Source organism: Pseudomonas sp. OIL-1, assembly GCF_010669185.1.
Taxonomy (GTDB): Bacteria; Pseudomonadota; Gammaproteobacteria; order Pseudomonadales; family Pseudomonadaceae; genus Halopseudomonas; species Halopseudomonas profundi.
The window spans coordinates 1,357,917-1,383,971 of record NZ_CP048629.1; the positions used below are offsets into that span (position 1 = coordinate 1,357,917).

Below are 26,055 nucleotides of genomic sequence, written 5' to 3' on the forward strand. Positions count from 1 at the left end.
CCGCTTCTGGCTCGTGATCACAGCGATCCAGAGGACGGGTTTTGACCTAGCGGATGGGTTGGTAAGCGTAGTCTCGAACGGCCAGTGGATGCTGCACGAGATGACTATCACGTACGCCAGCGCGTTCTACGCTTGCAGATATCTGGGCAAGGCCGAGACGAACGTGTCCGAGCTGGGCTCCCACTGGTTTGGTGCCAGCCAGTCGTAGCTGAAACCCAGTCCCTGCGAGGTTGGCGTCTCGTTCGGTAGCGGCGCTGAGGCGTCGTGGGACACCTCAGCTACTCACGATGGGCATGCACCAATGGATGAATGCGATAATGAGGCATCTAGACTAGATAAGCTGTACAAGCTCTCGGCGGTTAGGCATGGTCCAGCGCGCTGCTTTTCTTAGTGTTCATCCTACAGACGCCATCTGGTATCTCGCTTTGACTTGTTCGGCTAGATACTCGGCATCTCTCGCGATGCCACTGAATCGGCCAGAGCCCCAGGTGTGCAGCCAAGGTAGGCCAAGAAAGTACAGGCCTGGCTGGGCGGTGACGCCGCGTTGGTGTACCGGGTGGCCGTGGCCGTTGAATACGCCTGCCTCCACATAACGGAAGTCAGGGGCGAAGCCAATGCACCAGATAATGCTTGTTATCCCGGCGTCCTGCAGGTTCAGCTGTTCGCGTTCAGCCGGTGGCTGCCACAGGGGCTTGTAAGGCGCTCCGGGAGGGGCGTCGATGTCCTGCTCGTCGATGTACTTGTCGATGCTGCGGTTGATACGCTCATATACCGCATCTGCCGCATCCAGTTTGATGGACAGGTCGGGTGCGAACTGCAGAGTACCCCCATCCATACCGGTGAGCAGGCCAAACAACTCCATACCCTCGGTGGCGAAGCGGCGCAGGTCTATATCACGCCCACCGTCGCGGCCTGTCAGATAATGATTGGTGTTGTCACGCACTCCTTCGCGTAGAGGGTGGCTGTCCACGCTAATGTCGTAGTAACCCATGTCCGCTAGCCATTCGACCACGTCCCGCCCCCGGTAGAAGCGGGCGCAGCGCGGTGCATCGCCTACGGCCAGGTATACCTTGCGGCCGGCCAGGTGGAGGTCTTCGGCAATCTGCGCGCCCGATTGGCCCGAACCGACGACCAGAACGTTTCCTGCGGGCAGCAGCTCAGGGTTGCGGTACTGCTCGGAATGAATCTGTTGAATCTCGGCTGGAACACGCTCGGCGAGGCGCGGAATGATTGGTATCTGATAGCCACCGGAAGCAACTATCACCTGATCGGCACTGAAATCGCCGTCACTGGTATGGATCAAGTAGCCGCCCTGGGGACGTGGCTGGACCCGTTGCACTGCCACCCCGGTGCGGCAGGGGGCGTTGACCATCTCAATGAAACCATCCAGGTAGGCAATGATTTCGTCTTTCTTCATAAAGCCGTGCGGGTCATCGCCGGCGTACGGGTAGCCCGGCAAAGTGCATTGCCAGTTGGGGGTGACTAGGCAGAAAGTGTCCCAGCGCTGAGTGCGCCAGGCGCTGGTGAGCGTCTTTTTCTCCAGTACCAGGTGATCGATGTCTTGCTGCTGCAGATAGTAGCTGGCGGACAGGCCGGCCTGGCCGCCGCCGATGATGATAACGCTGAAGTGCGCTGGTTTCTTCGCTGAAGTCATGATGCGGTCCCTTCAATTGAGGAATGGATCAGGGTGTATGCGTGAAGCTAATATGCACCTCACCCTGACTGAGTGTTCTGGAGATCTGGTGCAACTGGGCCAGGGTGTCCATCGCGGCACTGCAATGAAAGCCCTTGACCTCCCGCACGCGCTCGGATGCGGCATTCAGTGCGGTTTCGGCACGCTGCAGAAATTCGTCTACCGGATAGAAGGCGTTGTGCTTCAGGTGCTGGTGAATGACCGTGGAGGGCGAGTACGCAGCGGTCTCCCGGCCATCCGGCCAGCGAACCTTGAATGTTACGGCGGGCATGTTAGTGCTCCTGTTTCGGGTAGGTGAAGCCGGTAAAGGGTGTGCTGGCGAGATCCCAGAAAGTGACGACTCGTCCGGCCTGCTGTACGTCTAGCCGAGCGCTGGCATTGATGCTGCCGATCCGTGCACAGCTCAAACCCTGCTCGACAAAAGCAGCCTGCACCGGGCCCCAGTCATCGGAGTTAAGAGTTATCAGGAAACCGAAGCTGGGGAAGGCCTGCAGCCAGCGCAACATGTCACCGTCGTCAGGGCGCGGCAGTACATCCAGATCGATCTCCGCGCCGCAGCCGGTGGGCTCCAGCAACATCAGCAGCGTGCCAAGCAGGCCGGCGTTGCTGATGTCCTTGGCGGCTTGCAACAGGCCGGCTTCAGCCAACACCGGCAGCACCTCCAACTTGCTGCGCAGAACCTCGGCAGGCACCTGCTCGAAGGCCTTCCAGTAGGGCGTATCCGCATGCCATTTGCCGTTCAGATCTACGGCCAGTCCTAAGGTCTGCCCTGGGGCTACGTGCAGGGTGGACAGCAAACGATTCGCCATGCCGGTAATAGCGACGGCCAGAGCAGCAGGGTTACCTGTTGCTTGGCTGGTATGGCCGCCAGCCAACACCAGACCGTAAGCCTGGCAGGCGGCGCGAATGCCCGTGAGCATCTGACCTGCGCAGGCCTCGTCATGGTGCCAATAGGCGTTGACCACGGCAGTAGCCCGTCCGCCCATGGCGGCTATATCACTGACGTTGGCCATGACCGCCGACCAGCCGGCAAACCAGGGCGCTTGCTCAACGAAGCGCGGAATCATCCCTTCTATAGCCAGCAACTGGTAGTGATCGCCGCAGCGGATGGCCGCGGTGTCGTCCCCAGGTAGAGCGTAGAGCGCATCACGGTCCGGCGCTTGTGCCTGGCCTAGGGCCGCGGCCGGGCCCTGAATCGAAAATTTGGACCGCATGGCCGGGGTATCGCGCAGTGCGTCGAGCAATGCATCCAAGCTTTCCTGGGTTTGGACCTGTAGCGGCTTACCCATGACGGCGTGCTCTCAGCGGCAGCAACGATATTTCTCGCGGCATAAAGGGGTAATACTGCAGTTCTACCTGCATCACGGCATGTGGCTGACCGAGTAGCTCGATATGATCGAGCGTTTGCCAGTGCAGGCGCTGAAAGTAGGTTTCGTTACAGAGCTGGACCGTGGCTTGGAAACGGTTGCAGCCAATGCCCTTTGCACGGGATACGGCCTCGTTGATCAAGGCAGTACCGATCAAGCCGTTACGCCGGTAGTCCGCGGCGACACAGAGGCGGCCGCCCCACCAGAGACCCGGCTCTGACTGGTAGATGCGCACGGCGCCGACCACAGCATTGGGCATGCCGCACTGGCAAGCCAGAGCGACTATGGGGATGGCCCGGAAGTCGTTTTCATCCTTGTCCTGAGGCAGCAGTTGTTGCTCCTCGGAAAACACCCGGCGGCGCAAGGCAAAGTACTCAGATTTTTCCCAGGCTTCGCTGGCGGGTTTGACCAGTACATCGTCGGCGCGGAAATCCGGGAAGCTATCTTCCGTCAAGGCAAAGAGATGTTCGGCCATGGTCAGATCCTCACTCGTGTCGTTTCAGTGCCGAGCAGGCACCGCACTTGGCGCAGCCGGCCTTAATTTCGTCGGAATGCAGCCCGTGCCGCTGCAGGCTGGCGCCGATCTGCGGGTACAGGCGTTGCATCATGGCGTTATCCGGTTTGGGATGATTGGCCAGGGGTGTTCCGTCAATGGGAACAAAGGGCACCACGAAGGGATACACGCCCATGGCAGCCAACAATTCGCTCATCTCGACGATGGCGTCCTCTGAATCGCCCAGCCCGGCGAGGATGTAGGTACTGACTTGGCCCCGGCCAAAGATCTCGACAGCGGCCTTGAAGGCTGAGAAATAGCGTGACAGCGGCACCTCTGCCTTGCCTGGCATGATGCGCGCGCGCACCGGGTCGGTGACCGCTTCCAGATGCATGCCCAAGGAGTCCACGCCGCTGTCCTTGAGGCGCTGAAACCAGCGGTCGTCATCCGGTGGCTCGCACTGGGCTTGGATCGGCAGATCGACCGCTGCGGTCACGGCGGCTGCCGATTCACAGAGGATGGCCGCGCCGCGATCGGAGGTTTGCGGGGTCCCCGTGGTCATCACCATGTGTTTCACCCCGTCCAGCTCGACGGCGGCCTTGGCAACTTCCGCCAGTTGCGCAGGGCGTTTCCGGGCGATGGTTTTGTCGTTCTTCAGCGACTGATTGATAGCGCAGAACTGGCAGGCGCTGGCGGCGTCATTCATGCGGATACAGTGCTGCAAGATGGTGGTTGCCAGCACATCCTTACTGTGCAGCGTGGCGATCTTCCAGTAGGGCGTGCCGTCATCAGTGCTCATGGCATAGAACTTGGGTACGCCGGGCATGCTGACCTGACCGACCACAAGACCGTCGCGCAGAATCTCTGCCCCGCTGCCGTTGGCTAAGGGGCGAGCAAGATAAGGGGAGTCCAGCGAGGCGCGGTTAAGTATCGGGATCATCGCGGTATGATCACCGGCAGTCAGCGCCTTGTGATCGGAGGGGCCAGCACCGCCCTGGCGCGACAGGCCAGTAGGATCCTGCCAGCGTACGCCGTGACACTGCAGCTCGCTGAGCAGGTCGGTCACGATTAGTTGCGTGGGAGCAAGGTCACGTGCTTGCATAGTCAAGCTCCTCGTTAATCATCTGGCTGCTGTTCTCCGCAGCGGCGTTGCGCTCATGCACGTGGGGAGCCGGCCGACGATCAATCAGCAGGCTGAGTAGTTCGGGGCGGCTGTAATGCCCTACCGAGTCCATCATGCGTTTGCGTTTGTCGATCAGTGTCAGGTCCAGGTTTGCGATCACTGCACCCTCGCCGCAGCGCAGCGGTTCACCGAGCAGCTTGCCCTCCGGGCTGACAATGGCGCTGAAGCAGCCATCGCTGATTTGCGCCAGCTCACAGCCGGTATCGGCGATTATCTGTTCCTGCTGCTCGGGGCTGAGCCAGGCAGTGGCGTTCACCACAAAGCAGCCCGATTCCAAGGCGTGATGGCGGATGGTGACTTCCATCTGTTCGGCGAAAATGGACCCGACCAGCGAGCCGGGGAACATGGCGGCGTGAATCTGCTCGCCATCGGCCATCAGAGCGTAGCGAGCCAGGGGGTTGTAGTGCTCCCAGCAGGCGAGTGAGCCGATACGTCCGACTTGGCTATCCACGGTACGCAGGCCTGAACCGTCACCCTGACCCCAGATCATGCGCTCGTGGTAGGTGGGGGTAATCTTGCGGCGGTGATGCAGCAGTGTGCCGTCGGCATCGAAGAGTAACTGGGCGTTGTAGATGGTGCCGCCGTCGCGTTCATTGACGCCGATACTCACTACCATGCCGGCGCGACGACATGCTTCGCCAATCGCGGCAGTGGTCGCCGAGGGCACCACCACGGATTCGTTAAGCAGGCGAAGGTGCTCTTTGCCCATCTTGAAAGGTGGCTGCACATAGGAGAAATAGGGGTAATAGGGGACTACGGTTTCCGGAAAGACCGCAAACTGAACCCCTTCGCGGCCAAGCTCGGCTATGGTCTGGCAGACCTTATCGACAGTGCCCTCGCGGCTATAGAGTACGGGGCTGAGCTGAACAGCGGCGGCTTTGATAATCGTCATACCTGATCCTCGGCTGGAAAGACTGAAGGGGTGCAGCTCCCTCCCGCTGACGGGAGGGAATTGGCTCAGGCGGTCCAGGTATCAATGATCAGGGCACCTTCACGGCGCATGAGTAGGCGCAGGTCCATGACGTCCAGCGGGTTGATCGGGCGAATACCTTCAATCAGGGCCTTTTCGGTCTGTCCATAAAGAGCCTGCAGGGCAAAGCGGCAGGCATAGACTTCGCCGCCTTCTTCCATGAATGCCTTGATCTGATTATTGACGGCCAGGTGGCCTGGGAAGGCTTCGGCGCCCAGAGTCGGGAAGCCGCGCTGCACACCTAGCTGCACGCCTGGGCCGTACAGTAGTACCTTGGTTTCGAAACCTTTGCGCAGCAGACGCTTGGCCTGCAGCATGTTGACCAGGCCGATTGAGCCTTCAAAGGCGATGGTGTGGAAGGTCAGCAGGCACTTTTCGCCAGGCTCGGCTTTAACATCCTCAAAAACCTTTTCTTCGTAGTTGACGAGAAAGTCACCATCTTTGTAGTGGGGCGTTTCGACTGTAGGCATTGTGATTCTCCGATTAGGTTGACTACGCAGTAATTGCCTGCGGTTAACCTCGGTAGAGCAATGCCTGTGCCAAGAAACTATGATTTGCTGCAAGTCTTTGTATTTGAAAAGGTTAAGAATCTGATCTGCTTTTTTCGGGGCGAACTGATGCTGTCGTTAACCTACGAGATGTCGTATAAATACGACAATCCGTAGATACAAATAACGAAAGGTCGTAGGCATGAGCTTGGACGATGTGGACTATCTATCCGGTTGGTCAGGCATGGCCTACCCCTCGCGCCATTTGGTACTGGAGCATTGCAACGTCGGCATCGTGCAGTTCGATCCGGTGGGTAATCGCTTTGCAGATATCAACATCGCCGCTTGCGAACTCTTTGGCTATCCCCGGCATGAGCTTCTTGAGCTGACTGTTACTAAGCTTTTTGGTCATGCGTTGCCCGAACTGATCGTGTTCACTCAGGCCGTGCTGGAGGACGGCAAGGGCTGGTCTGATTCATTTACCTGCGCGCGTAAGGATGGTGAGCGGGTCGAGCTGGAATTATCGGCCTCTACGTTAAAGCTCAAAGGCGTGATGTACCTGATTCTGGTGGTGCGAAAGCGGGATGAGGAGCGTTATCGCCAGAGCCAGGCTAGCGTCGAGCGCACCATGCGGGCGGGGCTGATCGAGTGGCAGAACATTCTCACATTGTTTCAGGAGAACGAGCGCGAGAACCAGCAGTTGCTTAGCGCGGTTGGCGATGGGATCTACAGCATCGATAGTGCAGGCCTGGCTACCTACGTCAATCCAGCCGCGGCCAGGATGCTTGGATGGAAGACCAACGAGGTGATCGGCAAGAACATCCACCGAATTCACCATCATAGCCACGCGGACGGCAGTCACTACCCGGTCGAGGATTGCCCTATCTACAAGGCTGTTCATGATGGCCTGGTCCACGAAGGGCAGCAGGAGGTCTTCTGGCGCCGCGACGGGAGCATGTTTCCGGTGGAGTTCACTAGCACGCCGGTCATTTCCGAAGGGTCAATCATTGGATCAGTGGTGGTGTTCCGTGACATCACCGAGCGCCGGCTGACACTGCAGCGCCTGGAGAGCGCAATGAATGAGTTGCGGGAACTCAAACAGCGTCTGGAGCAGCAGAATGCCTACCTACAGGAAGAAATCCTGATCGAGCATCATTATCGGGAGATAGTGGGTCAGAGCGAGCCCATCCTGACCATCATCAAGCAGATTGACGTAGTCGGCCCTACCGACGCCAGTGTGCTGATCCACGGCGAATCTGGTACCGGCAAAGAGCTCTTAGCGAGGGCTATTCACCAGTCCAGCCGGCGCAGTGAGAATCCACTGATCAGGGTCAACTGCGCCGCCATTCCGGCGGAGCTGTTTGAGAGCGAGTTCTTCGGCCACGTCAAAGGTGCTTTCACCGGTGCCATACGTGACCGGGTCGGGCGTTTTGAACTGGCCGACGGGGGTACTCTGTTTCTGGACGAGATCGGTGAGATTCCCCTGGAGCTCCAGAGCAAGTTGCTGCGCGTGCTGCAGGAGGGGCAGTTCGAGCGCATCGGTGAAGAGCGCACGCGCAACGTCGATGTGCGCATCATCACCGCCACCAATCGGGACTTGCTGGCTGAGGTGAAGGCCAAGCGCTTTCGTGAAGATTTGTATTTCCGTCTCAATGTGTTCCCCATCCTGTCGCCGGCGCTGCGTGACCGGCCACAAGATATTCCGCTGCTGGCCAGTCACTTCGTCAAACAGATCTGCTCGCGCCTGGGCCGGCCTGCGCCACGGCTGCGCAAGGTAGATGTCGAGCGGATGCAGAGTTACAGCTGGCCCGGCAATATCCGCGAACTGCAGAACGTCATCGAACGGGCGTTGATCACTAGCAAGGGGCGGGATCTGACTCTGGATGTGCCCGTAGGTCAGACTGTCACAGCGAACGTGGCAGAGGAAGCACCAGCCAGCGGCATTCTCACCGAGGCGCAGCTACGTGCATTAGAAAGGGATAATCTCAAGGCGGCTCTCGCCGCCTGCGAGGGGAAGCTCTTTGGCAAAGACGGGGCCGCAGCACTTCTGGGTATCAAGCCGACCACGCTGGCATCACGCCTTAAGCGGCTCGAAATACGCTACTGACGTCGCGTGTGCCTTGCGATCCTCGCTCCGCATGGCTGGAGCCTTTCATGCGACCCGGGTTTCGCACATTGATTTTTGCTGCGCCTTCCGGAATCCAGGTGCTGCGAATCCTCTTCAGCGGTGAAGGTGTTGTTCAAGTCGTCATCAAATGGGGAGCTTCACTGCCGCTTCGCAATCCCGGACGAAATGCGTGGTCAGGCGGTAGTACAGGCCAACTATCAATACGTTATCTCGCCGGGCAATATTCGGCGCATGACGCTTACAAAGGCCTTGCTCAATGAGCGTATTGTACGGGCAGTCCGCGATAGAGCCGCGACCGTTATTCCGGCGGCGGGAATAGGCGCACTCAAACAACTGAACGTCACATTTCCAACAAGGCCAGTTTTCGGCGCGGGAAGGATGGATACCCCGAGGTTCAAGGAATACATCTCGCATGCTCCTCAAGCTTGCTCCGACGCATGCGAGGTACGAAATGAGCGGATCGCTGGCGACGGCTGCGACTGCGAGCCATCAGCGTTGGCTCTTCATATGGATTGAAAAGCCCTGAGTGTTTTCTCGACCGCGCGAAGCTGTCCCAAAAGGCGTGAGCTGCGATCCTGAGCATCTCGGAGCTCGTAATTCACCTTGTCCCGCAAGTAGGGCATATCTTCGACTAACTGCTTCAATTTTTCTTCTTCGCCTAGTGCTGAAACTAGGTCGAGCCGGATCGCCTCAAAAAGCGCACCGAGGCGCTGCTCTGCTTCGTAAACTGGCGTAGAAGGCGTGGCCTGCGCCGCGAGGGAGGGCTTTGGCTGATCTTCGCTCATGTTTTTCGAGTCCGCGTCGGTATGCTCTAGCTGCCGATGCTCTGGAGCTGGCTGTAAATGAGAAGCTCACACAACGTTTCGCTTTGACTGACCCAAGCAACACATTGAGCGCGCGTGCAGTCGATTGTTTGCGATTCGGCAAAACGCCTACGAGGATTATAATCCGTGGCTCCGTCGTCCGCAATCGAGCGATAGTGCTGCCTCAAGTGAGATTGAGGCGGTCATGGATCAGTTGGCGAAAGCGTTAGGAGCGCGTATCCGGACGCAGAGAATGTCTTGCCGGCTTTCACAGGACGCCCTGGCTTTGGCCTGCAATATCGATCGAAGCTATATGGGGCGCATTGAACGGGGTGAGGTGAATATCACCGTCGCCAAGCTATATCGTATTGCCCAGGCCTTGACCTGCACGCCGTCGCTCTTGCTGCCTCACGTCACGGAGTTGCAAAGCGCTAATCAGCGCGCGAGCTCAGAAAGCGACCCATGAGACCCTCGCCGCGCAGTTCCTCTTTCTTTCCGGCAAGCAGCACCTCTTCGGCGGTCGGGTAATGTCGTAGTAAGCGATACGCTTGATCGCGTACGCTTTGGGGCAAGGACTTATCATGACGCACAGCGATCAAAAACTCTCTGGCTTGAATAATGGAGCGCGTTCGTTCGTCGGGCATCGTCATGTTTTGTCCTCATCGCAGTGGCCGTCCTCAACAATCAAACCCAAGCGAGCATCTGCGTTGGGGTCGTAGTCCTCCTCAAACATGTGGTGCGAGCGTCGTAGCTGTTTGACATAGCCTAGCGTTCCAAAAAAACAGCTCTCGCACAGGTGTAACTGGTACTTTTCTCCCTCATGTCGAGAGCCTTTGTTCCAGTCGGCCTCCAACGTAGCGAACTGAAATTCCCCGCCTGCTGTCGAGCCGCATCGGCACGCATCACAGCCACGGGTTGCGGTGGTCTCGCATTTCCTTTCTCTGCTCATTTCCATGCGTGATAACCCCCATCCAATCTTGAGTACTCGTTTGTTGGCGCGGTCGACCAGCCTGAACCCCCTATTTGAATGATAGCTGTATGTGTTCGGCGCCCGGCAACTTCTTGGTACTCTCAGCGCTGTTAGCGGCACGGCGATCGTCCTGACTTGATTCGACTCGGGCTGCGCAGGGAAACGCGATGGGCGGCCGGCGCGGTAAGGGCGAGAGTGAAGCCGGGGAAACGGATGCCGATGTGCTGCGAAGCGGCGTCATCGGCCAAAGCTAGCGGCCTCAAGAAACCAAAGTCGGCGAAGCGACTCGCAGGATTGATCACGTCGGTAATGACCCTCCGCCCCCGGTCAGGGGAGTCACTGAGTCGCTTCGGATCGTCCGGCGGAAAGTGAAACGTCTCGCTTTCTCTGAAATTGTCCGTTTCGTTTGGCGATCTCAAGCGTATTTAAACTATATTCTAGAAGCTTACAGAGGCTGGTCGTAACGGGCTGTTAGGCATTATGCGGCCTAAGTCGATCGTCGGTGTGCACAACCTACGTCGTAACTTATCAATGCGGAAAAGCCGAGGTGTTACCAAGTGCCTTTCGGAATCAGCAGCTTCGTACTGGACAGCGGAGAGCGCTATTGCTTGGTGGTGGACCGCACAACGAGCCTTCCCTTGTATCATCCGAATCTGTACCTGACCACGCAGGTCCGAAACAAGGGTGACGCTTCTTCTTCGATGGAGGCTGCCGCCGCGCATCTTTCTGTGATGCTTAGCTTTTTCCAAAAGCGCGGGATTGACTTGGAGTTGCGGATAACTTCGAAAAATCTTCTCCAAGACAACGAGCTTGATGGCCTCCGTGACTTCACGCAGCGCAACGTTCGGCAGGCGAGAGCAGCCGAAGCTGTGAACGAAATGTTCACTATGGAAGAGATGGAGCAGTCAGCGGATGTGGTCAGTAGCGGAACGCAATATGCTCGTTTGACTACGATAGCAGGCTACTTGAGTTGGCTTTGTAAGCATCTTGTAGCCTCTCCGACACCGGGCGAAGCAGAGCGGACCGCGAGTATGACGCGGCATCTGAAGGCGGGCAGGCCTAGAAAACGAGGTAGGAATGAGGGGTTGTCGGACAGGTCTTTGACAGATATCCAGCTAGACACCCTGTTTGAGGTGCTTCGCCCCAGGTCGGCTTTGAATCCTTTTCATGAGTCGATACAGCGGCGCAATCGATTGATGATACTTCTCCTATACCATTTGGGAATAAGGGGCGGGGAGCTGCTCAATGTCCGCATTAGAGATATATGCTTCGAATCGAATCAGCTGAAGGTCGTACGGCGCCCGGACGAGACAGACGACCCGCGCACTAGGGAACCAAATGCCAAAACTCTTGACCGTCGTCTCCCTTTAGGCGACACGCTTGTGAAAGAGTTACACGAATACATCATTCAAGACCGCAGGATGCTTGGTAGCGCCAAGAATCACGATTTTCTAATAGTTACACATAAGACGGGCCCGACATATGGGCAACCGTTGTCTATTGCGGCGTATCACAAGGTAGTAGCAGTGGTGCGGTACGTTTCACCTACGCTGCACGCAGTCACAGGCCACAAACTGCGCCATACCTGGAACAGGAAGTTCTCTGAAAAGATGGACAGTATGGACGCTCCTCCTTCTCCGGAGCGGCAGGAGCAGATGCGTTCGTATCTAATGGGTTGGAAGCAAGGTTCTGGGACGGCGGCAACATACAACCAGCGCTTTGTCGCTCTTAAAGGGATGGAGGCTGCGCTCCTACTGCAGCAAAAAGTTGGGATCAGACAGCCATTGGGAGTGGGTGATGGCCATTAAGAAGAACTGTTTGCATCCGCTTAAGTCGTCCAGGATACGCGCTAGGGCTGAGGGATACGATTTCGCATTAACGGAGGAGAGGTGGGTACTAGATAAAAACGTAACTGTCGATGTGGGGCACGTCGCGGCTCTGCTTAATGATACGACTAGAGGCGGCTTTCTGTCCGCTCTCGCCGATTTTGCTTCTAAGTATTCCGCTAGCTACACCAAGAACATCGTGGGGCGTCTCTATCACCTGCTGCGTCAAACGGGTTCTAGCGAGATCACCGATGTAACGTTAATAAACTACCGTTCATCGCTTAGGAACACCAACGAATGGTATGTGGGTCATATTCGAAGCTTCCTTCGGGAATGGTATGAGCGCGGTTATGCTGGCATTGACGAAGCGCTCATCACCATGCTTGATGGGTGGCGGCTGAAGGGGAACCGCAAGGGAGACGCTGTTAAGCGTAAAGATCCGCGCCGAGGCGCATTCACCGATATCGAGCTTGAAGCGTTTAACGAAGGCGCAGTGCGCTGCTACGAGAAAGGGTTGATAACCGTCCGTGAGTTAGCAATATGTGTTATCGCGAGCAATACCGGTCGTAGGCCTGTCCAGATATCGCATCTTCGGGTGGCCGATGTGGCGAGTGGTCGCAACAGCAAGAACGAACCGTTTCACATATTGAACATACCCCGTGCGAAACAAGGATCTGATTTCAGGGTCAGCTTTAAGTCATTTGCTATGCCGCATGAATTGTGGGCAATTTTACACAGCCAGGCGAGGAACGCGATTAGGCTGGTTGAGAATCGGTTGGGGTTCGCGCTTCAGGATGCGGACCGGATGCAGGTGCCGCTATTTCCCGACCTTGATGTGGCCGGGACCATCGCTTCTCCTCAACATTTTCGCCAGATCGTTCGAACCGACAAGCTCCATATGACTTCAGCGGAGGTGACCAGCACTTTGCATCACGTAGCTGCAGCCGCCGATATCAGATCCGAACGCACGGGAGATCTCTTACATAGCAACGCTCAGCGTTTCCGCTATACGATAGGTACCAGGGCAGCCCGTGAAGGATTTGGCGTGATGGTTATCGCAGAATTGTTAGACCATTCTGATAATCAGAACGCGAAAAGCTATGTCGAGAACGTACCCGAGCACGTCGAGCGTTTGGACGAGGCAGTAGGATTCCAGTTGGCACCGTATGCGCAGGCTTTTGCAGGGGTCTTGGTCGATTCCGAGGAACATGCCAGACGTGGAGCCGATTCTTCCAGCCGGATTCGTAGTGAGGAGGGTAAGTCCGTCGGGACATGCGGAGAGCATGGTTTCTGCGGAGCGAACGTGCCTATTCCTTGCTATACGTGCATGCATTTTCAGCCATGGGTAGAGGGGCCGCATGAGGATGTCTACCGTTCTCTCTTGGAAGAGCGAGAGCGCATAAAAAAAATTACCGGAGATATCCAAATCGCCGCTGTGCTCGATCGAAGCATCATTGCGGTGGCAGAAGTAATTCAGCGCTGCGCAGCGAGGAGGGGGCGCTCTTCGCAAATAATGGCGGATACTCATGGCTGATATCTTTAATTTTCAGCCGGCTTTATGGTCATCTTCTGACGCCAACAGAGAATCGTTTATAAGAAAGTGCAGAAGTGAATTGTCGGTCTTCGGAGCGAACCTCGATTGGGACGCGGTCGTTTGGCCAAGCTTCGCAGTCTTTTCGAAGCTAGGAGTGACGACACGGAAGCCTTCGCCTGATCAAATCATGGGCAGCGATTTCATAGATTTCGCGAAAGCATATTTCAGGTATCAACAAGGGCATAATCCCACCGGAACAAAGAACGAACTCAAAGCGCTAAGAGCTGTAGAGTTAGCCTTAACTCAAGTCACGGGAGAAGCCGATGTTGCGAGAGTCTCGGTGACCGTGCTTGATGAGGCAGCGATGCTTGCTAAACAACACTATTCGCAGGGCGCCGCGTATCAGTGTGGTCGAGAGATCGAGCGGATGGCCACATTTCTGTCCGAGAATACGCTCATCGCAACGAGTTTGACAGGATGGCGTAATCCCATCAAGCGAGCCGCGGATAGGAACAAAACCGGTAGAGAAGGGAGAGCAAACAGAGAAAAGAAGCTTCCTCACCCGCTCGCATTGGATGCTCTAGCAGAGATCTTTGCAAGTAACCCCTCCAGCCAACGAGATGTCTTCACCACCGCGACCTTTGCGATGCTAATGTCCGCCCCGTCACGCATCTCGGAGGTACTGGCACTACCGGTCGATTGTGAGGTTTTTGAGAACGATAGGGGCGGCGTGGAGCGCTATGGTTGGCGATTTTACGCTGGCAAAGGCTTCGAAGCCGACATCAAGTGGATACCGTCGGTGATGGTCTCGGTAGCGAGAGAAGCAGTGCGAAGGGTCACTGAACTCTCCCGCCACGCTCGAAAACTTGCGATTTGGATCGAGAGAGACCCTTCAAAATTCTATCGTCACTCTAATTGCCCTAAGGCCGGTGAACGGGAGCCTTTGACGATGGTGCAGGCATGTAAAGCTTTAGGCCTCGCCTGCGAAACGAGAGCAGAATGTCACACTTCTTTGGGGAATCGAGGGCTTGCTGCAAAAGATAATGTGCATACGCTCGAAACCCTTTGGGAGCACGTGCTAGCTCGTCTCCCACCAGAATTTCCTTGGTACGACCGTGAAAAAAATATTAAATTTAGCAATGCATTATTTACGCTAAACAAGCATCAATTCCACGGGAACCGGACCTGCTCACCGGTAGAGTTGCTCAAGCCGACCAATAACTACTTCAACAACGATCTGTCGCGGCGTGCATCCCTTAGTGAAGGCTCCCATCGTAGTATCTTCGATCGCCATGGTTACAGTTCGGACAGTGGGGGGCGGCTTAGCATGACATCGCATCAGGCCAGGCACCTGCTAAATACCATCGCGCAACGAGGTGGGCTTTCCAATTTGGAAATCGCGAAGTGGTCGGGACGCGCTGACGTCAAGCAGAACCGCACTTACAATCATATGAGCGAGAGAGAAATGGTTGGTCTCGCTGAGAAAATAGATCCCTCCAAATCGCTTTTCGGTCCAGTTGGCGAGGTGTCGAACCATAGCCCAATTTCTATGTTTGAGTTCAATACGCTGGAGCAGGCTGCTGCGCACGTAACGGAATATGGCTACTGCGTCCATGATTACACTATTTCTCCATGCTCAAAATATAGGGATTGCGTCAACTGTACTGAACAGGTATGCATTAAAGGTAACAGTGCTAAGCTGGCAAACATAAAGATCCGCTTAGAAAAATCGGAGCGATTATTTCTGCAAGCGCAAGAGGCTGTCCAACAAGGAGAAATGGGAGCCGACCGCTGGTATCAGTACCACGAGAAAACAGTTGCCAGACTTCGCGAGCTGGTTGCGGTGTTGGAGAATCCAAATATAGCGGATGGTGCTCAGATCAAGCTCAAAGGAAATGACTCTTCCCAGCTTCGGCGTGTCGTCATAAAGAAAGCAGAGGCAGCCGCCGAACGTAATAACGATGATCTGGCAGTGCTCGCCGACTTGAAAGACCTGTTAGGGGGAGGCGGCGTTGGCTAAGCATCTCGATAAGCATGACGTGCGTGCAATCATTAGCTTGATCCATAGTTGGAACGAACAGAGACTTACCTGGGAAAGAATCTGTTCTTGCGCAGAGCCGCTAGTTGGAAAGAAGCCTACACGACAATCTCTGAACGCCAATACGGACATTGCTACCGCTTATCGTCTGGCAAAGAAGCGTAAGCGGGAGGGGGAGCCAGCGAAGCCGCGTCCTTCAAGCTTGGCGGCTGCGGCTTCGAGAATAGCTAACCTTGAAAGGGAGCTAGCGGCGATAAGAGAGCAAAATAGGATGTATAAGCAGCAATTCGTGGTGTGGCAATACAACGCTTACAAATATGGACTGAAGGGCGGTCAACTCAATGAGCCTTTACCAAAGATCGACCGGGAACGCTCCGATCAGGCCAAGCGCTGAATGTTTCGCAGGGAATCCAAGGGTTGGCCGGACTGGTCGACGTCGTCCGTCACATTCCGCATGAAACTAGCCGGTTGGCTTCGATCAAGCTCTCATCGGCTGTGAGAGCGCTGGGAATGTGGTTGGAGAATGCGATGCGGTCGATGGGGTCCCATTTAGTCATACGGATCGATAATAGCCAACTTTCCGGCTGGGCGGGCTTTTGTTGTCGCCTTACTACCACCGGATCGTCGTAACTGGCGACACCAGTCGCCGGTCAGCGTAAGCACGCCGCCGCCGCCGCCGCCGCCGCCGCCGCGCGCCCCAGCCGCACTGGCTCTTGCACGCAGGCTGGGGAAATTTTCTGATTGGTGTACTGCACCCGATCGAAGCTCACCGTCGGTTTGTGCTGTTATGCAGAGCAAAGTCTCCGCCTAATTACAGTACATTTGTGATAACCCGGCTGGCTTCGAGAACCTGCCGTGATATTGTACCTGCCGCTAGCGCTCCTCGCGCAAAGGCAGCTGGCCTAAAGCAGCAATGTAAAGTTTTTCCTGCGACTAGGATAAAAAATTTACTTAAAACGCCACAAAGTGGTTTAACCATCCGGTGTTTGTCAACGTAGTTGTCGCGTAGACCATACTTTTATGCAGCCTGTAGCTGCGGTTCTTCTTGCAGGTTTTGCTGCTTCTCTGGATTGAGTGTTACTTCCCTCACAGCGTCCCAGTTTCGCGTATTCCTTGACCATCGTTCCGGGTGCGCTGAGCGTGCCTGTTGATACAGCGAATGACGCTTTGCCAAGATATCCACATCCAGGCGCAGATGGCGCTCCGCTGGCGTCACGAAGCGGATCCGGCTATGCCGGTGCTCGTGGTTGTACCAGTACATGAAGTCCCTGACCCAGGCCCGGGCGTCATCCAGGCTGGCGAAGCCGTTCTGCGGCCATTGAGGGCAGTACTTCAATGTTCGGAACAGTGATTCCGAGAAGGCGTTGTCATTACTTACGCGGGGCCTGCCGCGCGAAGGCGTGACGCCAAGGTCATACATTTTGGTTAGCAAGGTCGCAGACTTCATGGGTGCACCGTTATCAGAATGCAGCACCAGCGGCTCACGCAGGCATTTTTCGCTGAGAATGCTGCGTTGCAACAAGGCGGCAGCCTCTTCGCCAGACTCGGCGCTGTGCACCTCCCAGCCAACGGCTTTGCGGCTGTAAATATCTTCAATCAGATACAGGTAGTAATACTGACCACGCACCGGCGATGGCAGATAGGTAATGTCCCAGGACCAGACCTGGTTGGGCTTTGTGGCTACATGTGTTGTGGGCGCAGGATGCCGACGAGGCGGTTGGCTGCGGCCACGACGGTACTGCTGATCGGCGGCGTGCAGCACACGGTAAAAGCTGCTTTCAGAGCCGACATAACGACCCTGGTCAGCCAGTCGCGGCACAATTTGGCTTGGCGGCAAATGCGCGAACTCTTCGCTGTTGCACAGCTCCAGAATGGCCTGACGTTCTGCCTTGGTGAGCGCATTAGCTGGTACGGGGCGTATGGCAGTGGTACGGCCGTCAGGCTTCATGGTGTTCTCTTGAGTCCAGCGCTGGAAGGTGCGCAAACTGATGCCCAGCTCACCACACGCCGGCTTCTTGCGTGCACCGTTGGTGATGGCCTCAGTGAGCCATTCGACATAGTTCTGCCTGACTGGCAGCGAGGTCATATATCCTCGCTGTCGTCGCCCCAGTAGGCATTCAGCTTTTTTCGCAACACCAGCAGTGCGGCGGCTTCGGCCAAGGCCTTCTCTTTGCGGTTGAGTTCACGTTCCAATTGGCGGATGCGTTTCTTGTCTGTCTTGGCCTGCTCACGATCAGCTTGGCTTTGCGTCTTGGCGCTTTGCTGGCCGGCCAGACAGGCGGCTTTCCAAGCCTTTACTTGTTGTGGATAGAGACCCTTGCTGCGGCAGTACTCACTCAGCTCAATCTCTGACAATGCGGCGGTTTCAATAACGACCGCCAGCTTGGCTTCTGCCGACCAGTTGTCAGTCAGCTTTTGATCTCCCGGCACAACAGCTCCTCCGGCTTTGGCTTGTTTGCGCCAATTATAAAGCGTCTGCTCGCAGATACCTTCCTGCCGGGCCAACTCAGCAACAGACAGGTTGTGCGGGGGCAACAGCTTTCTCAGCAGGGCTTCTTTTCGCTCTGGTGCATAACGTGGCATTGCATGACTCATACCGTCCCCGGGATTGGATTCAGGTAAAACCGATCAAGCGACAACTACCCTGACACCGGGGGCATCTGAAAAATAAGCAGAAAACCTGGCTCAGGTAGATAGAACCGTTCTGAGCGGGCATCGCTGAACTGGAGTTGATTGCCAGACCGGACCCGGTTTGACCGAGAGGATATTTCGGTTGCCGGGTTTTCTTTTGCCTTTTTATAGAGCGGGACGGATATGTCCGAAGTGTATTTTGTACGCCATGGCCAGGCTTCCTTTGGTTCCGACAACTACGACAAGCTTTCCGAGACCGGCCACGAGCAGGCCCGACTGCTGGGTGAGTATTTTCGTGAACGTGATATGCAGTTCGATCACATTCTCACCGGCAACATGGTGCGCCACCGCGAAACGGCCGAAGGGATCTGCCAGGGGTTGGGTTTGTCTGACACGGCCTTCGAAGTATTCGAAGAGCTTAACGAATTCGACTTCCATTCCATTCGCGCGGCCTACTGTGCGCAATTCCCGGACGAAAAGCTGCCCGAGAAGCCGGCGATAGCGGATTTTTTCAAGCAGCTGCGCAAGGGCATTCTTCTCTGGTCGCGGGACGAACTGGCGGGCGAACTGCCGGAAACCTGGTCCTGTTTTGAAGCCCGGGTGCAGCGCTTGCGCGAGGATCTGATGGCGCGTTGCGTTGGCAAGCGCGTGCTCGCAGTGAGCTCCGGCGGCGCAATAGCGATGGTGATGCGCCAGTTGCTGCAGGCCCCCTGCGAAACCATGATCGAGTTAAACCTGCAAACCCGTAATACAGCGCTGATACATTGCGTATTCAATGCACGGTTAATGCGTTTATGTGGGTTCAACAGCGTCCCGCATCTCGATCGGCCGGACCGAGCGTCACTGATCACCTATGCCTGAGCGATACGCTCGTAGCCCGGCAGTACGGCTGGGGTGACGGGAGCGGGGCAAACACTGCACAATGTGCGCCTACGAGCAGAAACAAGGGCAAGTGAATGCGAATGCGGGTATTGCTGCTTGGAGGGGAGTCCCGGCTGGGACAGGCCTTCCTGTCCCAGGCGGCGACAGAGTCAATCAGAGTTGACGCACCAGCACGCCCACAGGGTGGCTGGTTAGACGGCACGATAGACGATTGCCTCGACATCTTTCAGCCTGATCTCGTCATCGACCTTGCCTATTACCATGAACAGTTCCAACTGAGCCTGCACAATGAGCCCCAGCTGGCCAGCCAGCGGGCTTATGGTGAGCAACTGATCACGGCGTGCTTGTCGCGCGGTATCACCCCTTTTATGGTATCAAGCACCCGCGTGTTTGATGGCTTGAAGAAAACCACCTATACCGAACGGGACAAGCCGGCCCCGGGCGAATCGGTGGGTGAGCTGCACGCGACACTGGAGAAGCTGATTCGCAATGCCGGCGACAGGTATTTGATTCTGCGCTTCAGCTGGCTGCTCGATAGTTCGCCGGACGGTCAACTCGGTCGCCTCCTTAACCAACTGCAACACCAGGATCCAGTCCAGCTGGCCGAGGAGTGGCGCGGTAATCCGACGCCGGTCGCGGACGCAGCGCGAGTCATGCTGGCCGTACTCAAACAGCTGGATTGCGAGGCGCCGGTGCATGGGGTCTACCATTACGGTAGCACCGAGCCCACCACCTGGATCAGCTTTGCACAGAGTGTGACTCAAGAGTTGTTGGCTACCCACCGGCTGGACAAGGATCCGGTAATTCAACCCGTACCGTTCAATACTCAACCGATGGCAGGCCTGGAGCCGCAGAACGCCTCGTTGGTGAGCCGCAAGATTCTGATGACCTACGGCATCAAGCCACGTTCATGGCGTAGCCAGTTGCCGGAACTGCTCAAGAGTTTCGAGTCCGCATAACGAAAACGGCCGCATCAGCGGCCGTTTGCTTGTGGCAGCTCGAGAATACTTAGAACTTGTAGCCCAGGCCGACCATGTAGACCCATGGGTCGACGTCAACATCCACTTCTACCCGGGCGCCGCCAAGGCTGGTTTTGCCGGTGGTGCTGATGTCGATATAGCGCACCTGCGCGTTCAGCATGACGTTATCAGTCAGCATGAAATCCGCGCCGACTTGACCGGCCAGGCCCCAGGAGTTATCGAGTCGGAAACCATCAAACCCAACGGCCTCCCGGGCGCTGCTCAGTTCCTCGTCGAAGAACCAGGTGAAGTTCACGCCCGCGCCGACATAAGGCTGGAACGCGGAACTGTTTTGCATCGGGTACCAGACGGCGCTCAGAGTCGGTGGCAAGTGTTTGATAGTGCCTAGCTTGCCATCAAGACCCCCGAGCCCGGATATCCCAACGTCATGCTTAAATGGCGTCGCGGCCAGCAACTCAATCCCAACATTATCGGTGAGCATATAGGCGAAGTTCAGGCCTAGCTGGGTATTGCTATCCAAGGTCGCCTTACCGCCGAGAGTCTGCCCGCCTGCTTCGATGCCCGAACTATCTTCCCGCGGATCAACAGTCACCGCACCGGCACGGACGATAACGTCCCCCGCCTGGTGAGCCTGAGCGACGGAAGCGGCGAGAAGTGCCGGGGCAATGAGAAGGCTAGCGGCGATTGTAGCGAAGCGTGACATATGGGTACTCCTGGATGGGTATCGATGGGCTGACTTTACGTGGTTCAGATCATCCAAACATTGACCTGGAGCAATGGACGTCCGCCCTGACCTGCGACGGGGCGCCACGCACGGTTGAAGTCTGCCGGCGCACAGATGATAATGAGTCTCTTTTGTGGTCGAGCTCAATCGAGCCGGCGTCTGGGAGACGTTTAATGAAGGTTGTCTGGTTGTTGATCCTGGCCTGCATGCCAGGTGCGTTGCTGGCGCAGGATGCCAGCGACCGAGCGTTATCCGAAAGTGAAAGACTGATGGGCGAGGCTCGCGAGTCCCAACAACGTATCGAGGCGCTGGACGACGCCACCCGTGACGCCCTGCAGCGATATCGCCAGGCCATACAGCAGCGCGAGCAACTGGTTGAATACAATCAGCAGCTGGCTGAAATGGTGGAGACTCAGCGCGGCGAACTCGAGTCGCTGCAAGCCCAGCTGGAGAGCATCGAGGAAACCCAGCGTGAAGTCTTGCCAATGTTGCAGCGCATGCTCGATTCGCTGGGAACATTCGTTTCGCTTGATGTGCCGTTTCAGCTGGATGAGCGCAACGAACGGCTCGCGCAGCTGCGCGAGTTGATGGCGCAGCCCGATGTCAGCGTGGCGGAAAAATACCGCCGCGTGCTCGAGGCGTATCAGATCGAAAGTGACTACGGCCGCACCCTCGAAGCCTGGCGCGGCCCGCTGGAAGTGGACGGCAGCCAACGCGTCGTCGACTTTCTGCGATTGGGCAGGGTGATGCTGTTCTACCAGACGCTCGATGGGCGTCGTCAGGGTTATTGGGACGCCGCCGGAAAGCAATGGGCTGAGCTGTCGGATGATTATCACCGCACGTTACAGCAAGGGCTGAATATCGCTAATCAGCAACAGACGCCGGTCATGCTGCGGTTGCCGTTGCCGCCGGTTGAGTCGCAGGGAGACGCACCATGAAGCGCCTCGTCATCAGTTGTATCCTTGCCACGCTGGCGCCGCTTGCCGCGGCTCAACCTGTCAGCCTTGATGAGTTGCTGCGCGATATTCGCGAAGTGCGCAGCCAGGAGCAGCAGGCCATGCAGGCCCGCGAAGCGGCGTTTATTGCCGAGCGTGACCAGCAACAACGTAAAGTTGAAGCGGCTGAAGCCGAGCTGGCGGAAGTCCAGGCCGAGGCTGATCGGCTGAAGGCCGAGTTTGATGAGCTGGAAGCGGCATTGGCTGAAGGCGAGGCGGAGCTTGCCCAGCGCAGCGGAAATCTTGGCGAGCTGTTCGGTGTGGTCCGGCAGATCGCCGGCGATACCCAGGGCCAGTGGCAGGATTCGCTGTTGAATCTGCAGTTCCCCGAGCGCATGGATCAGCTGGAGGCGTTATCGCAGAGCCGCGGTATTCCTACTATCGAATCGCTGGAACAGTTCTGGTTCATGCTCCAGCAGGACATGACCGCCAGCGGTAAGGTCAGCCGCTTTGAAGCGCCAGTCGTCGGCCTGGACGGTGAACAGCAAACCTTGCCGGTGGTCAGCGTCGGTCCTTTTACTGCGCTGCAGGATGATCAGTATCTGATCTATCAGCCCGAGGCTGACCGGCTGCTTGTCGCAGCACGCCAGCCTGCCGGGCGCGGCCTGGTCGAAGATTTTGTCGCGCCCCGCGACTCGCTGGCGGATCTCCACGTCGACCCGACCCGCGGCAACGTGATCCAGCAGATCCAGTTGACTCCGTCACTGCTGGAGCGAGCGCGGCAGGGCGGCGTAGTGGGATACGTGATCATGGCGCTGGGGGTGCTTGGTTTGCTATTGGCGTTAGCCAGGCTGGTATGGCTGCACCGCACCAATGCGCGGGTCGATCGGCAGATTGACAGCCTGGATCGCCTGAGCGACGACAATCCGCTGGGCCGTGTGCTGGGCGTTATTGGCAGTCAGCCGAAGCTTGAGGAGTTGGACACACTCGAGCTCAAACTGGACGAAGCCATCCTGAAGGAAACCCCCAAGCTCGATCGCTGGCAGGGGCTGATCAAGCTGCTTGCGGCCGTGGCGCCGCTGCTGGGTCTGCTGGGGACGGTTACCGGCATGATCGCCACCTTCCAGGCGATCACGCTGTACGGCACGGGAGACCCGAAACTCATGGCCGGGGGCATTTCCCAGGCGTTGGTCACCACGGTACTGGGCCTGGTCGTGGCGATTCCGTTGTTGTTCCTGCATGGCCTGGTGGCGGCACGCAGCAAAGCCCTGACCCAGGTGCTGGAACAGCAAAGTGCCGGCCTGATCGCGCTGCATCTCGGCGGTGAGGAGCGCAAGGGTGAGTGAAGGCCTGCTGCATCTGCAGGACTTTTTTGACAGCGGCGGCTGGGTGCTGTGGGCCATTCTGTGCGCCACCATTCTGCTGTGGACGCTAATGCTTGAGCGGCTGTGGTTTCTTGCTCGGGTCTTCCCCAGGGAAGCCCGCGCGCTTCGCAGTGATTGGCTGGGGCGAACCGAGCGACGCAGCCTGGCAGCGCGCCATATCCGCACTGCCTGGCTATCTCAGGCGCAGATGCGGCTCAACCGCAGCGTGCCGATGGTGCGGGTGCTGATTGCTCTGTGCCCGCTGCTGGGACTGCTGGGAACGGTAACCGGCATGATCCAGGTATTCGATGTCATGGGGTTGAGCGGCAATGGCAACCCGCGCGCCATGGCCTCCGGCGTTTCCCGCGCGACCGTGCCGACCATGGCCGGCATGGTCATCGCCATCAGCGGACTGTTCTGCCTGGCACGGCTGGATCAACAGTCCCGTCGCGCCTTCCAGCGCCTGACCGACAAACTGCGTCACGACTAGGGTTTATTTTTATGCGCATGCGCAGACATACCGCAACCAATGATGAAGAAGCCGGGATCGATCTGACCCCGATGCTGGATATCGTTTTCATCATGCTGATCTTCTTTATCGTCACGAGCTCTTTCATCAAGGAAGCTGGGATTACCGTGCAGACGCCCTCGGCCGCCAGCGCCTCCGAGCAGCCCAAGGGTAATATTCTGATTGCCGTCAGCCCGAGCGGTGAAATCTGGATGGATGGCCAGCAGGTGGATATTCGTGCAGTGCGTGCTGCGGTAGAGCGCATGCGCGTAGACCAGCCCGACAGCAGTGTGGTGGTGCAGGCCGATCAGGATTCACGCAGCGGTCTGGTGATCCAGGTGATGGACCAGGTGCGTCTGGCCGGTGTGCAGGATGTCGCCCTGGCTGCGACCGCCGGCAACGGAAGCCGCTGATGCGATTGCTGTTGAGCTTTCTCGGTGCGCTGCTGATAGCCCTGGCGCTGTTTGCGCTGATGGTGGTGTTGGTGATGCCGCCGCGTGATGACAGTACCCCGGATCAGGAGCTGGCGCGGGTCAGCTTCGTGCGCAGTGTCAGCGATAGCACCAGCGAAAGCCGCGAGCGTCAGCCGCGCGAAGCGCCTGACCGGCCGCAGCCGCCTGAGCCGACGCCCCAGCCCACGCCCCCACAACAGCAGCCGCAAGTCAGTGCAGAGCTTGATCTGAACATCGAGGTTCCGAGTATTGACGCTCAGATCAGCCTGAGCACTGCTCCCAAACTCGAAGGACTGACCGCCGCGGAAGTTCAAAGCACTCCGCCGGCCCCAGTAACGGCGCCGGCGATGGACACCCAGCCCGCGCTGTCGGAAGAGGTTACGCCGCTCAACGACATCCCGCCCAACTATCCGCAACGGGCATTGGCGGCCGGTATTGAGGGTGAGGTGACGCTGGCTTTCACCATAACTGCAGAGGGCAGGGTGGATAATCTGCGGGTGACGCATGCCGAGCCACGGGGTGTGTTTGATCGTGAAGCGCGCCGGGCGGCAAGCCGTTGGCGGTTTGCTCCCCGTAGGGAAAACGGCCAGCCAGTGGCAAGGGAAGCAACCAAGACGCTGTATTTCAGACTTGATGGAGGACGCTGATGAATCGCCTGCGCTATTCCCTATCTGTTCTGGGTGTCTGTCTGGTGCTCTCTGCTGGCGCTGCACACGCGCAGCAGGCCATTAATCCCGGCGTATTCAGCGCCCTGAATTCGGCGCAACAGGCGCAGGAAGCTGGCGACCACGCCCGCGCTGAGTCCCGCCTGGAATCTGCCCTGGAGCAAGCGGGCGACGGCAGCCTGGAGCGCGCTCTGGTGGAGCAGCGGTTGGGATATCTGGCCATCGCCCGCGACCGCAATGCCGAAGCGATCGATTGGCTGCGCAAGGCGCTGGCGCATGATCAATTGTCTGATGAAGCCGCACGACAGGACCGGATCAATCTGGCGCAGTTGCTGATCATGCAGGAGCGCTACCGCGAAGCCGTCACCTTGCTGGAGCGCGAACATGCGCAGGAGGCATTGAGTAATCAGCCGAAGCGATTGTTGGTTCAGGCGTACAGTCGCTTGCAGCAGTACAGCAAGGCGATCCCCATTGCCGAGCAGGTAGTCGCGGTGGAGCCGGGTGTCGAATCCTCCTGGTATCAGTTGCTCGCCGGAATGAATCAACGTCTGGAACGCTACCGTGAAGCGGAGCGCTGGCTCAAGGTATTGCTCAAGCGTGAACCGGAGAATACGCAAACCTGGCGGCAGCTGGCGGGCGTGCAGAGTCAGGGCGGTCGCCAGGTGGCTGCCGCGGCGACACTCCGGCTGGCCTACGAGTCGGGTATCCGGTTCAGTGCGTCAGATCTGGATAACCTGGTGGCGCTACAGGTACGCGCCGGTGCGCCCTGGCAGGCCGCGCGTCTGTTACAGGCGTTGCTTGATGAACAGTTACTGACCGGCAATGCGACGCGCAGTGAGCGTCTGGCGCAGCTATGGCATCAGGCACGCGACCACGAGCGGGCCCACGCTGCCTGGCTGGCGCTCGCGTCGCGCAGTGGACAAGCCGAACATTGGCTGCGTGCGGCGGGCATACAGTTGGAACAGGGGCAATGGGATCAGTTGCTCAGTAGTCTCAAACAGGCTGAACCCGGCGCCAGTGCCGAGCAGCGTGATTTGATACGGCAGTGGCAGCAGTACGCGCAGAATGCGCTGGCTGTGGGCAATAGCTGAGCGACGACCGCGCTATCGCGCACACACTGGTTTGTATGAGACAGGCCTTCCCGGGAAGGTAGAACGCCAACTCGACCAGAGGCACTGCCGATGAGCACATTGCTCCGAAATGAAACCGGGCGCTATGGCGTGTCGAGCTCCGTCTCGACGAGCGATATTGCCGGCTAGCAAGCCGGTCAGGATGGAACCTGACCCTCCATAGCGCATGCACTCCAACCAGAAATGCCGGCAAGCACATCGCTGATAGCGAAACCGGACCTCCCGGGAACGTCGAGCACCGGCTCGACCAGAGGCACTGCCGATGAGCACATTGTTCCGAAATGAAACCGG

General features: G+C 57.6%; 25 protein-coding genes and 1 pseudogene. 15 read left to right on the forward strand and 11 right to left on the reverse strand.

Annotated elements, in window-relative coordinates:
* Positions 1–394 precede the first annotated feature (394 nt).
* From G3M63_RS06365 to G3M63_RS06395, 7 genes are all read right to left on the reverse strand, one after another.
* Positions 395–1,654 carry an MSMEG_0569 family flavin-dependent oxidoreductase gene (locus G3M63_RS06365; protein WP_163982172.1) on the reverse strand — a complete coding sequence of 420 codons (1,260 nt, stop codon included), beginning with the start codon at positions 1,652–1,654 and terminating at the stop codon, positions 395–397.
* 28 nt (positions 1,655–1,682) lie between these two features.
* Complete coding sequence (locus G3M63_RS06370; protein ID WP_163982173.1) at positions 1,683–1,964, reverse strand: MSMEG_0570 family nitrogen starvation response protein; 282 nt, start codon at positions 1,962–1,964, stop codon at positions 1,683–1,685.
* Between the two features lies 1 nt (position 1,965).
* Positions 1,966–2,982 carry a sll0787 family AIR synthase-like protein gene (locus tag G3M63_RS06375; protein WP_163982174.1) on the reverse strand — a complete coding sequence of 339 codons (1,017 nt, stop codon included), beginning with the start codon at positions 2,980–2,982 and terminating at the stop codon, positions 1,966–1,968.
* On the reverse strand, positions 2,975–3,535 hold the full coding sequence (locus tag G3M63_RS06380) for an MSMEG_0567/Sll0786 family nitrogen starvation N-acetyltransferase (protein WP_163982175.1): 561 nt from the start codon (positions 3,533–3,535) through the stop codon (positions 2,975–2,977). Before G3M63_RS06380 ends, G3M63_RS06375 begins: the two co-directional genes overlap by 8 nt.
* Before the next feature lie 10 nt (positions 3,536–3,545).
* Complete coding sequence (locus G3M63_RS06385; protein WP_163982176.1) at positions 3,546–4,655, reverse strand: MSMEG_0568 family radical SAM protein; 1,110 nt, start codon at positions 4,653–4,655, stop codon at positions 3,546–3,548.
* On the reverse strand, positions 4,642–5,628 hold the full coding sequence (locus G3M63_RS06390) for a Nit6803 family nitrilase (protein ID WP_163982177.1): 987 nt from the start codon (positions 5,626–5,628) through the stop codon (positions 4,642–4,644). Before G3M63_RS06390 ends, G3M63_RS06385 begins: the two co-directional genes overlap by 14 nt.
* A 65-nt stretch (positions 5,629–5,693) precedes the next feature.
* Entirely contained in the window at positions 5,694–6,176 is a 483-nt protein-coding gene (locus tag G3M63_RS06395) for an MSMEG_0572/Sll0783 family nitrogen starvation response protein (protein WP_163982178.1), read from the reverse strand.
* A 220-nt stretch (positions 6,177–6,396) separates the two neighbouring features.
* Here G3M63_RS06395 and G3M63_RS06400 point away from each other — a divergent pair, with 220 nt between their 5' ends.
* Positions 6,397–8,301 (forward strand): sigma 54-interacting transcriptional regulator, encoded by a 1,905-nt coding sequence (locus G3M63_RS06400; protein WP_163982179.1) that lies wholly within the window; start codon positions 6,397–6,399, stop codon positions 8,299–8,301.
* A 245-nt stretch (positions 8,302–8,546) separates the two neighbouring features.
* Positions 8,547–8,641: pseudogene (locus G3M63_RS06405) on the forward strand (oxidoreductase); the annotation flags it as partial.
* Between the two features lie 184 nt (positions 8,642–8,825).
* Here the strand turns inward: G3M63_RS06405 and G3M63_RS06410 are convergent.
* Entirely contained in the window at positions 8,826–9,107 is a 282-nt protein-coding gene (locus G3M63_RS06410; RefSeq protein WP_163982180.1) for a hypothetical protein, read from the reverse strand.
* 223 nt (positions 9,108–9,330) lie between these two features.
* On the opposite strand from G3M63_RS06410, the gene G3M63_RS06415 reads away from it, so the two are divergent.
* Positions 9,331–9,591 (forward strand): helix-turn-helix domain-containing protein, encoded by a 261-nt coding sequence (locus tag G3M63_RS06415; protein WP_163982181.1) that lies wholly within the window; start codon positions 9,331–9,333, stop codon positions 9,589–9,591.
* On the opposite strand, the gene G3M63_RS06420 is transcribed toward G3M63_RS06415, so the two are convergent.
* A complete protein-coding gene (locus G3M63_RS06420) occupies positions 9,557–9,775 on the reverse strand; it encodes a BPSL0761 family protein (protein WP_163982182.1) in 219 nt (72 codons plus the stop codon). The genes G3M63_RS06415 and G3M63_RS06420 overlap by 35 nt on opposite strands.
* An 877-nt stretch (positions 9,776–10,652) precedes the next feature.
* Here G3M63_RS06420 and G3M63_RS06425 point away from each other — a divergent pair.
* From G3M63_RS06425 to G3M63_RS06440, 4 genes are read left to right on the forward strand one after another with little or no spacing between them, the layout of a single operon-like run.
* A complete protein-coding gene (locus G3M63_RS06425) occupies positions 10,653–11,903 on the forward strand; it encodes a site-specific integrase (RefSeq protein ID WP_218573662.1) in 1,251 nt (416 codons plus the stop codon).
* A complete protein-coding gene (locus G3M63_RS06430; protein WP_163982183.1) occupies positions 11,893–13,455 on the forward strand; it encodes a site-specific integrase in 1,563 nt (520 codons plus the stop codon). The genes G3M63_RS06425 and G3M63_RS06430 overlap by 11 nt, the downstream gene beginning before the upstream one ends.
* On the forward strand, positions 13,448–15,475 hold the full coding sequence (locus G3M63_RS06435; RefSeq protein WP_163982184.1) for an integrase: 2,028 nt from the start codon (positions 13,448–13,450) through the stop codon (positions 15,473–15,475). Before G3M63_RS06430 ends, G3M63_RS06435 begins: the two co-directional genes overlap by 8 nt.
* Positions 15,468–15,887: a hypothetical protein gene (locus G3M63_RS06440; RefSeq protein WP_163982185.1), complete on the forward strand. Its 420-nt coding sequence runs from the start codon at positions 15,468–15,470 to the stop codon at positions 15,885–15,887. The genes G3M63_RS06435 and G3M63_RS06440 overlap by 8 nt, the downstream gene beginning before the upstream one ends.
* Positions 15,888–16,511: 624 nt before the next feature.
* On the opposite strand, the gene G3M63_RS06445 is transcribed toward G3M63_RS06440, so the two are convergent.
* Positions 16,512–18,076, reverse strand: a protein-coding gene (locus G3M63_RS06445; protein WP_163984141.1) for an IS3 family transposase whose coding sequence is annotated in 2 segments (ribosomal slippage) — positions 16,512–17,614 and positions 17,614–18,076 — 1,566 coding nt in all. Because the reading frame shifts where the segments join, the coding sequence is not laid out codon by codon here.
* A gap of 231 nt (positions 18,077–18,307) precedes the next feature.
* On the opposite strand from G3M63_RS06445, the gene G3M63_RS06450 reads away from it, so the two are divergent.
* Entirely contained in the window at positions 18,308–18,985 is a 678-nt protein-coding gene (locus G3M63_RS06450) for a histidine phosphatase family protein (protein WP_163982186.1), read from the forward strand.
* A gap of 95 nt (positions 18,986–19,080) precedes the next feature.
* The gene (locus tag G3M63_RS06455; protein ID WP_163982187.1) at positions 19,081–19,965 is read left to right on the forward strand and encodes a sugar nucleotide-binding protein; all 885 of its coding nucleotides are present in this window, start codon (positions 19,081–19,083) and stop codon (positions 19,963–19,965) included.
* A 49-nt stretch (positions 19,966–20,014) separates the two neighbouring features.
* Here the strand turns inward: G3M63_RS06455 and G3M63_RS06460 are convergent, their stop codons facing one another.
* Positions 20,015–20,689: an OmpW family protein gene (locus G3M63_RS06460; protein WP_150302340.1), complete on the reverse strand. Its 675-nt coding sequence runs from the start codon at positions 20,687–20,689 to the stop codon at positions 20,015–20,017.
* Between the two features lie 194 nt (positions 20,690–20,883).
* Here G3M63_RS06460 and G3M63_RS06465 point away from each other — a divergent pair, with 194 nt between their 5' ends.
* From G3M63_RS06465 to G3M63_RS06490, 6 genes are read left to right on the forward strand one after another with little or no spacing between them, the layout of a single operon-like run.
* Positions 20,884–21,648: a DUF3450 domain-containing protein gene (locus G3M63_RS06465; RefSeq protein WP_150302341.1), complete on the forward strand. Its 765-nt coding sequence runs from the start codon at positions 20,884–20,886 to the stop codon at positions 21,646–21,648.
* Positions 21,645–22,991: a MotA/TolQ/ExbB proton channel family protein gene (locus G3M63_RS06470; RefSeq protein ID WP_163982188.1), complete on the forward strand. Its 1,347-nt coding sequence runs from the start codon at positions 21,645–21,647 to the stop codon at positions 22,989–22,991. Before G3M63_RS06465 ends, G3M63_RS06470 begins: the two co-directional genes overlap by 4 nt.
* Positions 22,984–23,499: a MotA/TolQ/ExbB proton channel family protein gene (locus tag G3M63_RS06475; RefSeq protein WP_223825131.1), complete on the forward strand. Its 516-nt coding sequence runs from the start codon at positions 22,984–22,986 to the stop codon at positions 23,497–23,499. The genes G3M63_RS06470 and G3M63_RS06475 overlap by 8 nt, the downstream gene beginning before the upstream one ends.
* A gap of 11 nt (positions 23,500–23,510) precedes the next feature.
* A complete protein-coding gene (locus tag G3M63_RS06480; protein WP_150302343.1) occupies positions 23,511–23,930 on the forward strand; it encodes a biopolymer transporter ExbD in 420 nt (139 codons plus the stop codon).
* Positions 23,930–24,616 (forward strand): energy transducer TonB, encoded by a 687-nt coding sequence (locus G3M63_RS06485; RefSeq protein WP_163982189.1) that lies wholly within the window; start codon positions 23,930–23,932, stop codon positions 24,614–24,616. Before G3M63_RS06480 ends, G3M63_RS06485 begins: the two co-directional genes overlap by 1 nt.
* Positions 24,616–25,725 carry a lipopolysaccharide assembly protein LapB gene (locus G3M63_RS06490; RefSeq protein ID WP_163982190.1) on the forward strand — a complete coding sequence of 370 codons (1,110 nt, stop codon included), beginning with the start codon at positions 24,616–24,618 and terminating at the stop codon, positions 25,723–25,725. The genes G3M63_RS06485 and G3M63_RS06490 overlap by 1 nt, the downstream gene beginning before the upstream one ends.
* Positions 25,726–26,055: the final 330 nt, after the last annotated feature.

Coding starts and splice junctions, on each gene's coding strand:
- G3M63_RS06365 (WP_163982172.1), bottom strand. CDS start 1,654: ATGACTTCAGCGAAGAAACCAGCGCACTTCAGCGTTATCATCATCGGC.
- G3M63_RS06370 (WP_163982173.1), bottom strand. CDS start 1,964: ATGCCCGCCGTAACATTCAAGGTTCGCTGGCCGGATGGCCGGGAGACC.
- G3M63_RS06375 (WP_163982174.1), bottom strand. CDS start 2,982: ATGGGTAAGCCGCTACAGGTCCAAACCCAGGAAAGCTTGGATGCATTG.
- G3M63_RS06380 (WP_163982175.1), bottom strand. CDS start 3,535: ATGGCCGAACATCTCTTTGCCTTGACGGAAGATAGCTTCCCGGATTTC.
- G3M63_RS06385 (WP_163982176.1), bottom strand. CDS start 4,655: ATGCAAGCACGTGACCTTGCTCCCACGCAACTAATCGTGACCGACCTG.
- G3M63_RS06390 (WP_163982177.1), bottom strand. CDS start 5,628: ATGACGATTATCAAAGCCGCCGCTGTTCAGCTCAGCCCCGTACTCTAT.
- G3M63_RS06395 (WP_163982178.1), bottom strand. CDS start 6,176: ATGCCTACAGTCGAAACGCCCCACTACAAAGATGGTGACTTTCTCGTC.
- G3M63_RS06400 (WP_163982179.1), top strand. CDS start 6,397: ATGAGCTTGGACGATGTGGACTATCTATCCGGTTGGTCAGGCATGGCC.
- G3M63_RS06410 (WP_163982180.1), bottom strand. CDS start 9,107: ATGAGCGAAGATCAGCCAAAGCCCTCCCTCGCGGCGCAGGCCACGCCT.
- G3M63_RS06415 (WP_163982181.1), top strand. CDS start 9,331: ATGGATCAGTTGGCGAAAGCGTTAGGAGCGCGTATCCGGACGCAGAGA.
- G3M63_RS06420 (WP_163982182.1), bottom strand. CDS start 9,775: ATGACGATGCCCGACGAACGAACGCGCTCCATTATTCAAGCCAGAGAG.
- G3M63_RS06430 (WP_163982183.1), top strand. CDS start 11,893: ATGGCCATTAAGAAGAACTGTTTGCATCCGCTTAAGTCGTCCAGGATA.
- G3M63_RS06435 (WP_163982184.1), top strand. CDS start 13,448: ATGGCTGATATCTTTAATTTTCAGCCGGCTTTATGGTCATCTTCTGAC.
- G3M63_RS06450 (WP_163982186.1), top strand. CDS start 18,308: ATGTCCGAAGTGTATTTTGTACGCCATGGCCAGGCTTCCTTTGGTTCC.
- G3M63_RS06455 (WP_163982187.1), top strand. CDS start 19,081: ATGCGAATGCGGGTATTGCTGCTTGGAGGGGAGTCCCGGCTGGGACAG.
- G3M63_RS06460 (WP_150302340.1), bottom strand. CDS start 20,689: ATGTCACGCTTCGCTACAATCGCCGCTAGCCTTCTCATTGCCCCGGCA.
- G3M63_RS06465 (WP_150302341.1), top strand. CDS start 20,884: ATGAAGGTTGTCTGGTTGTTGATCCTGGCCTGCATGCCAGGTGCGTTG.
- G3M63_RS06470 (WP_163982188.1), top strand. CDS start 21,645: ATGAAGCGCCTCGTCATCAGTTGTATCCTTGCCACGCTGGCGCCGCTT.
- G3M63_RS06480 (WP_150302343.1), top strand. CDS start 23,511: ATGCGCATGCGCAGACATACCGCAACCAATGATGAAGAAGCCGGGATC.
- G3M63_RS06485 (WP_163982189.1), top strand. CDS start 23,930: ATGCGATTGCTGTTGAGCTTTCTCGGTGCGCTGCTGATAGCCCTGGCG.
- G3M63_RS06490 (WP_163982190.1), top strand. CDS start 24,616: ATGAATCGCCTGCGCTATTCCCTATCTGTTCTGGGTGTCTGTCTGGTG.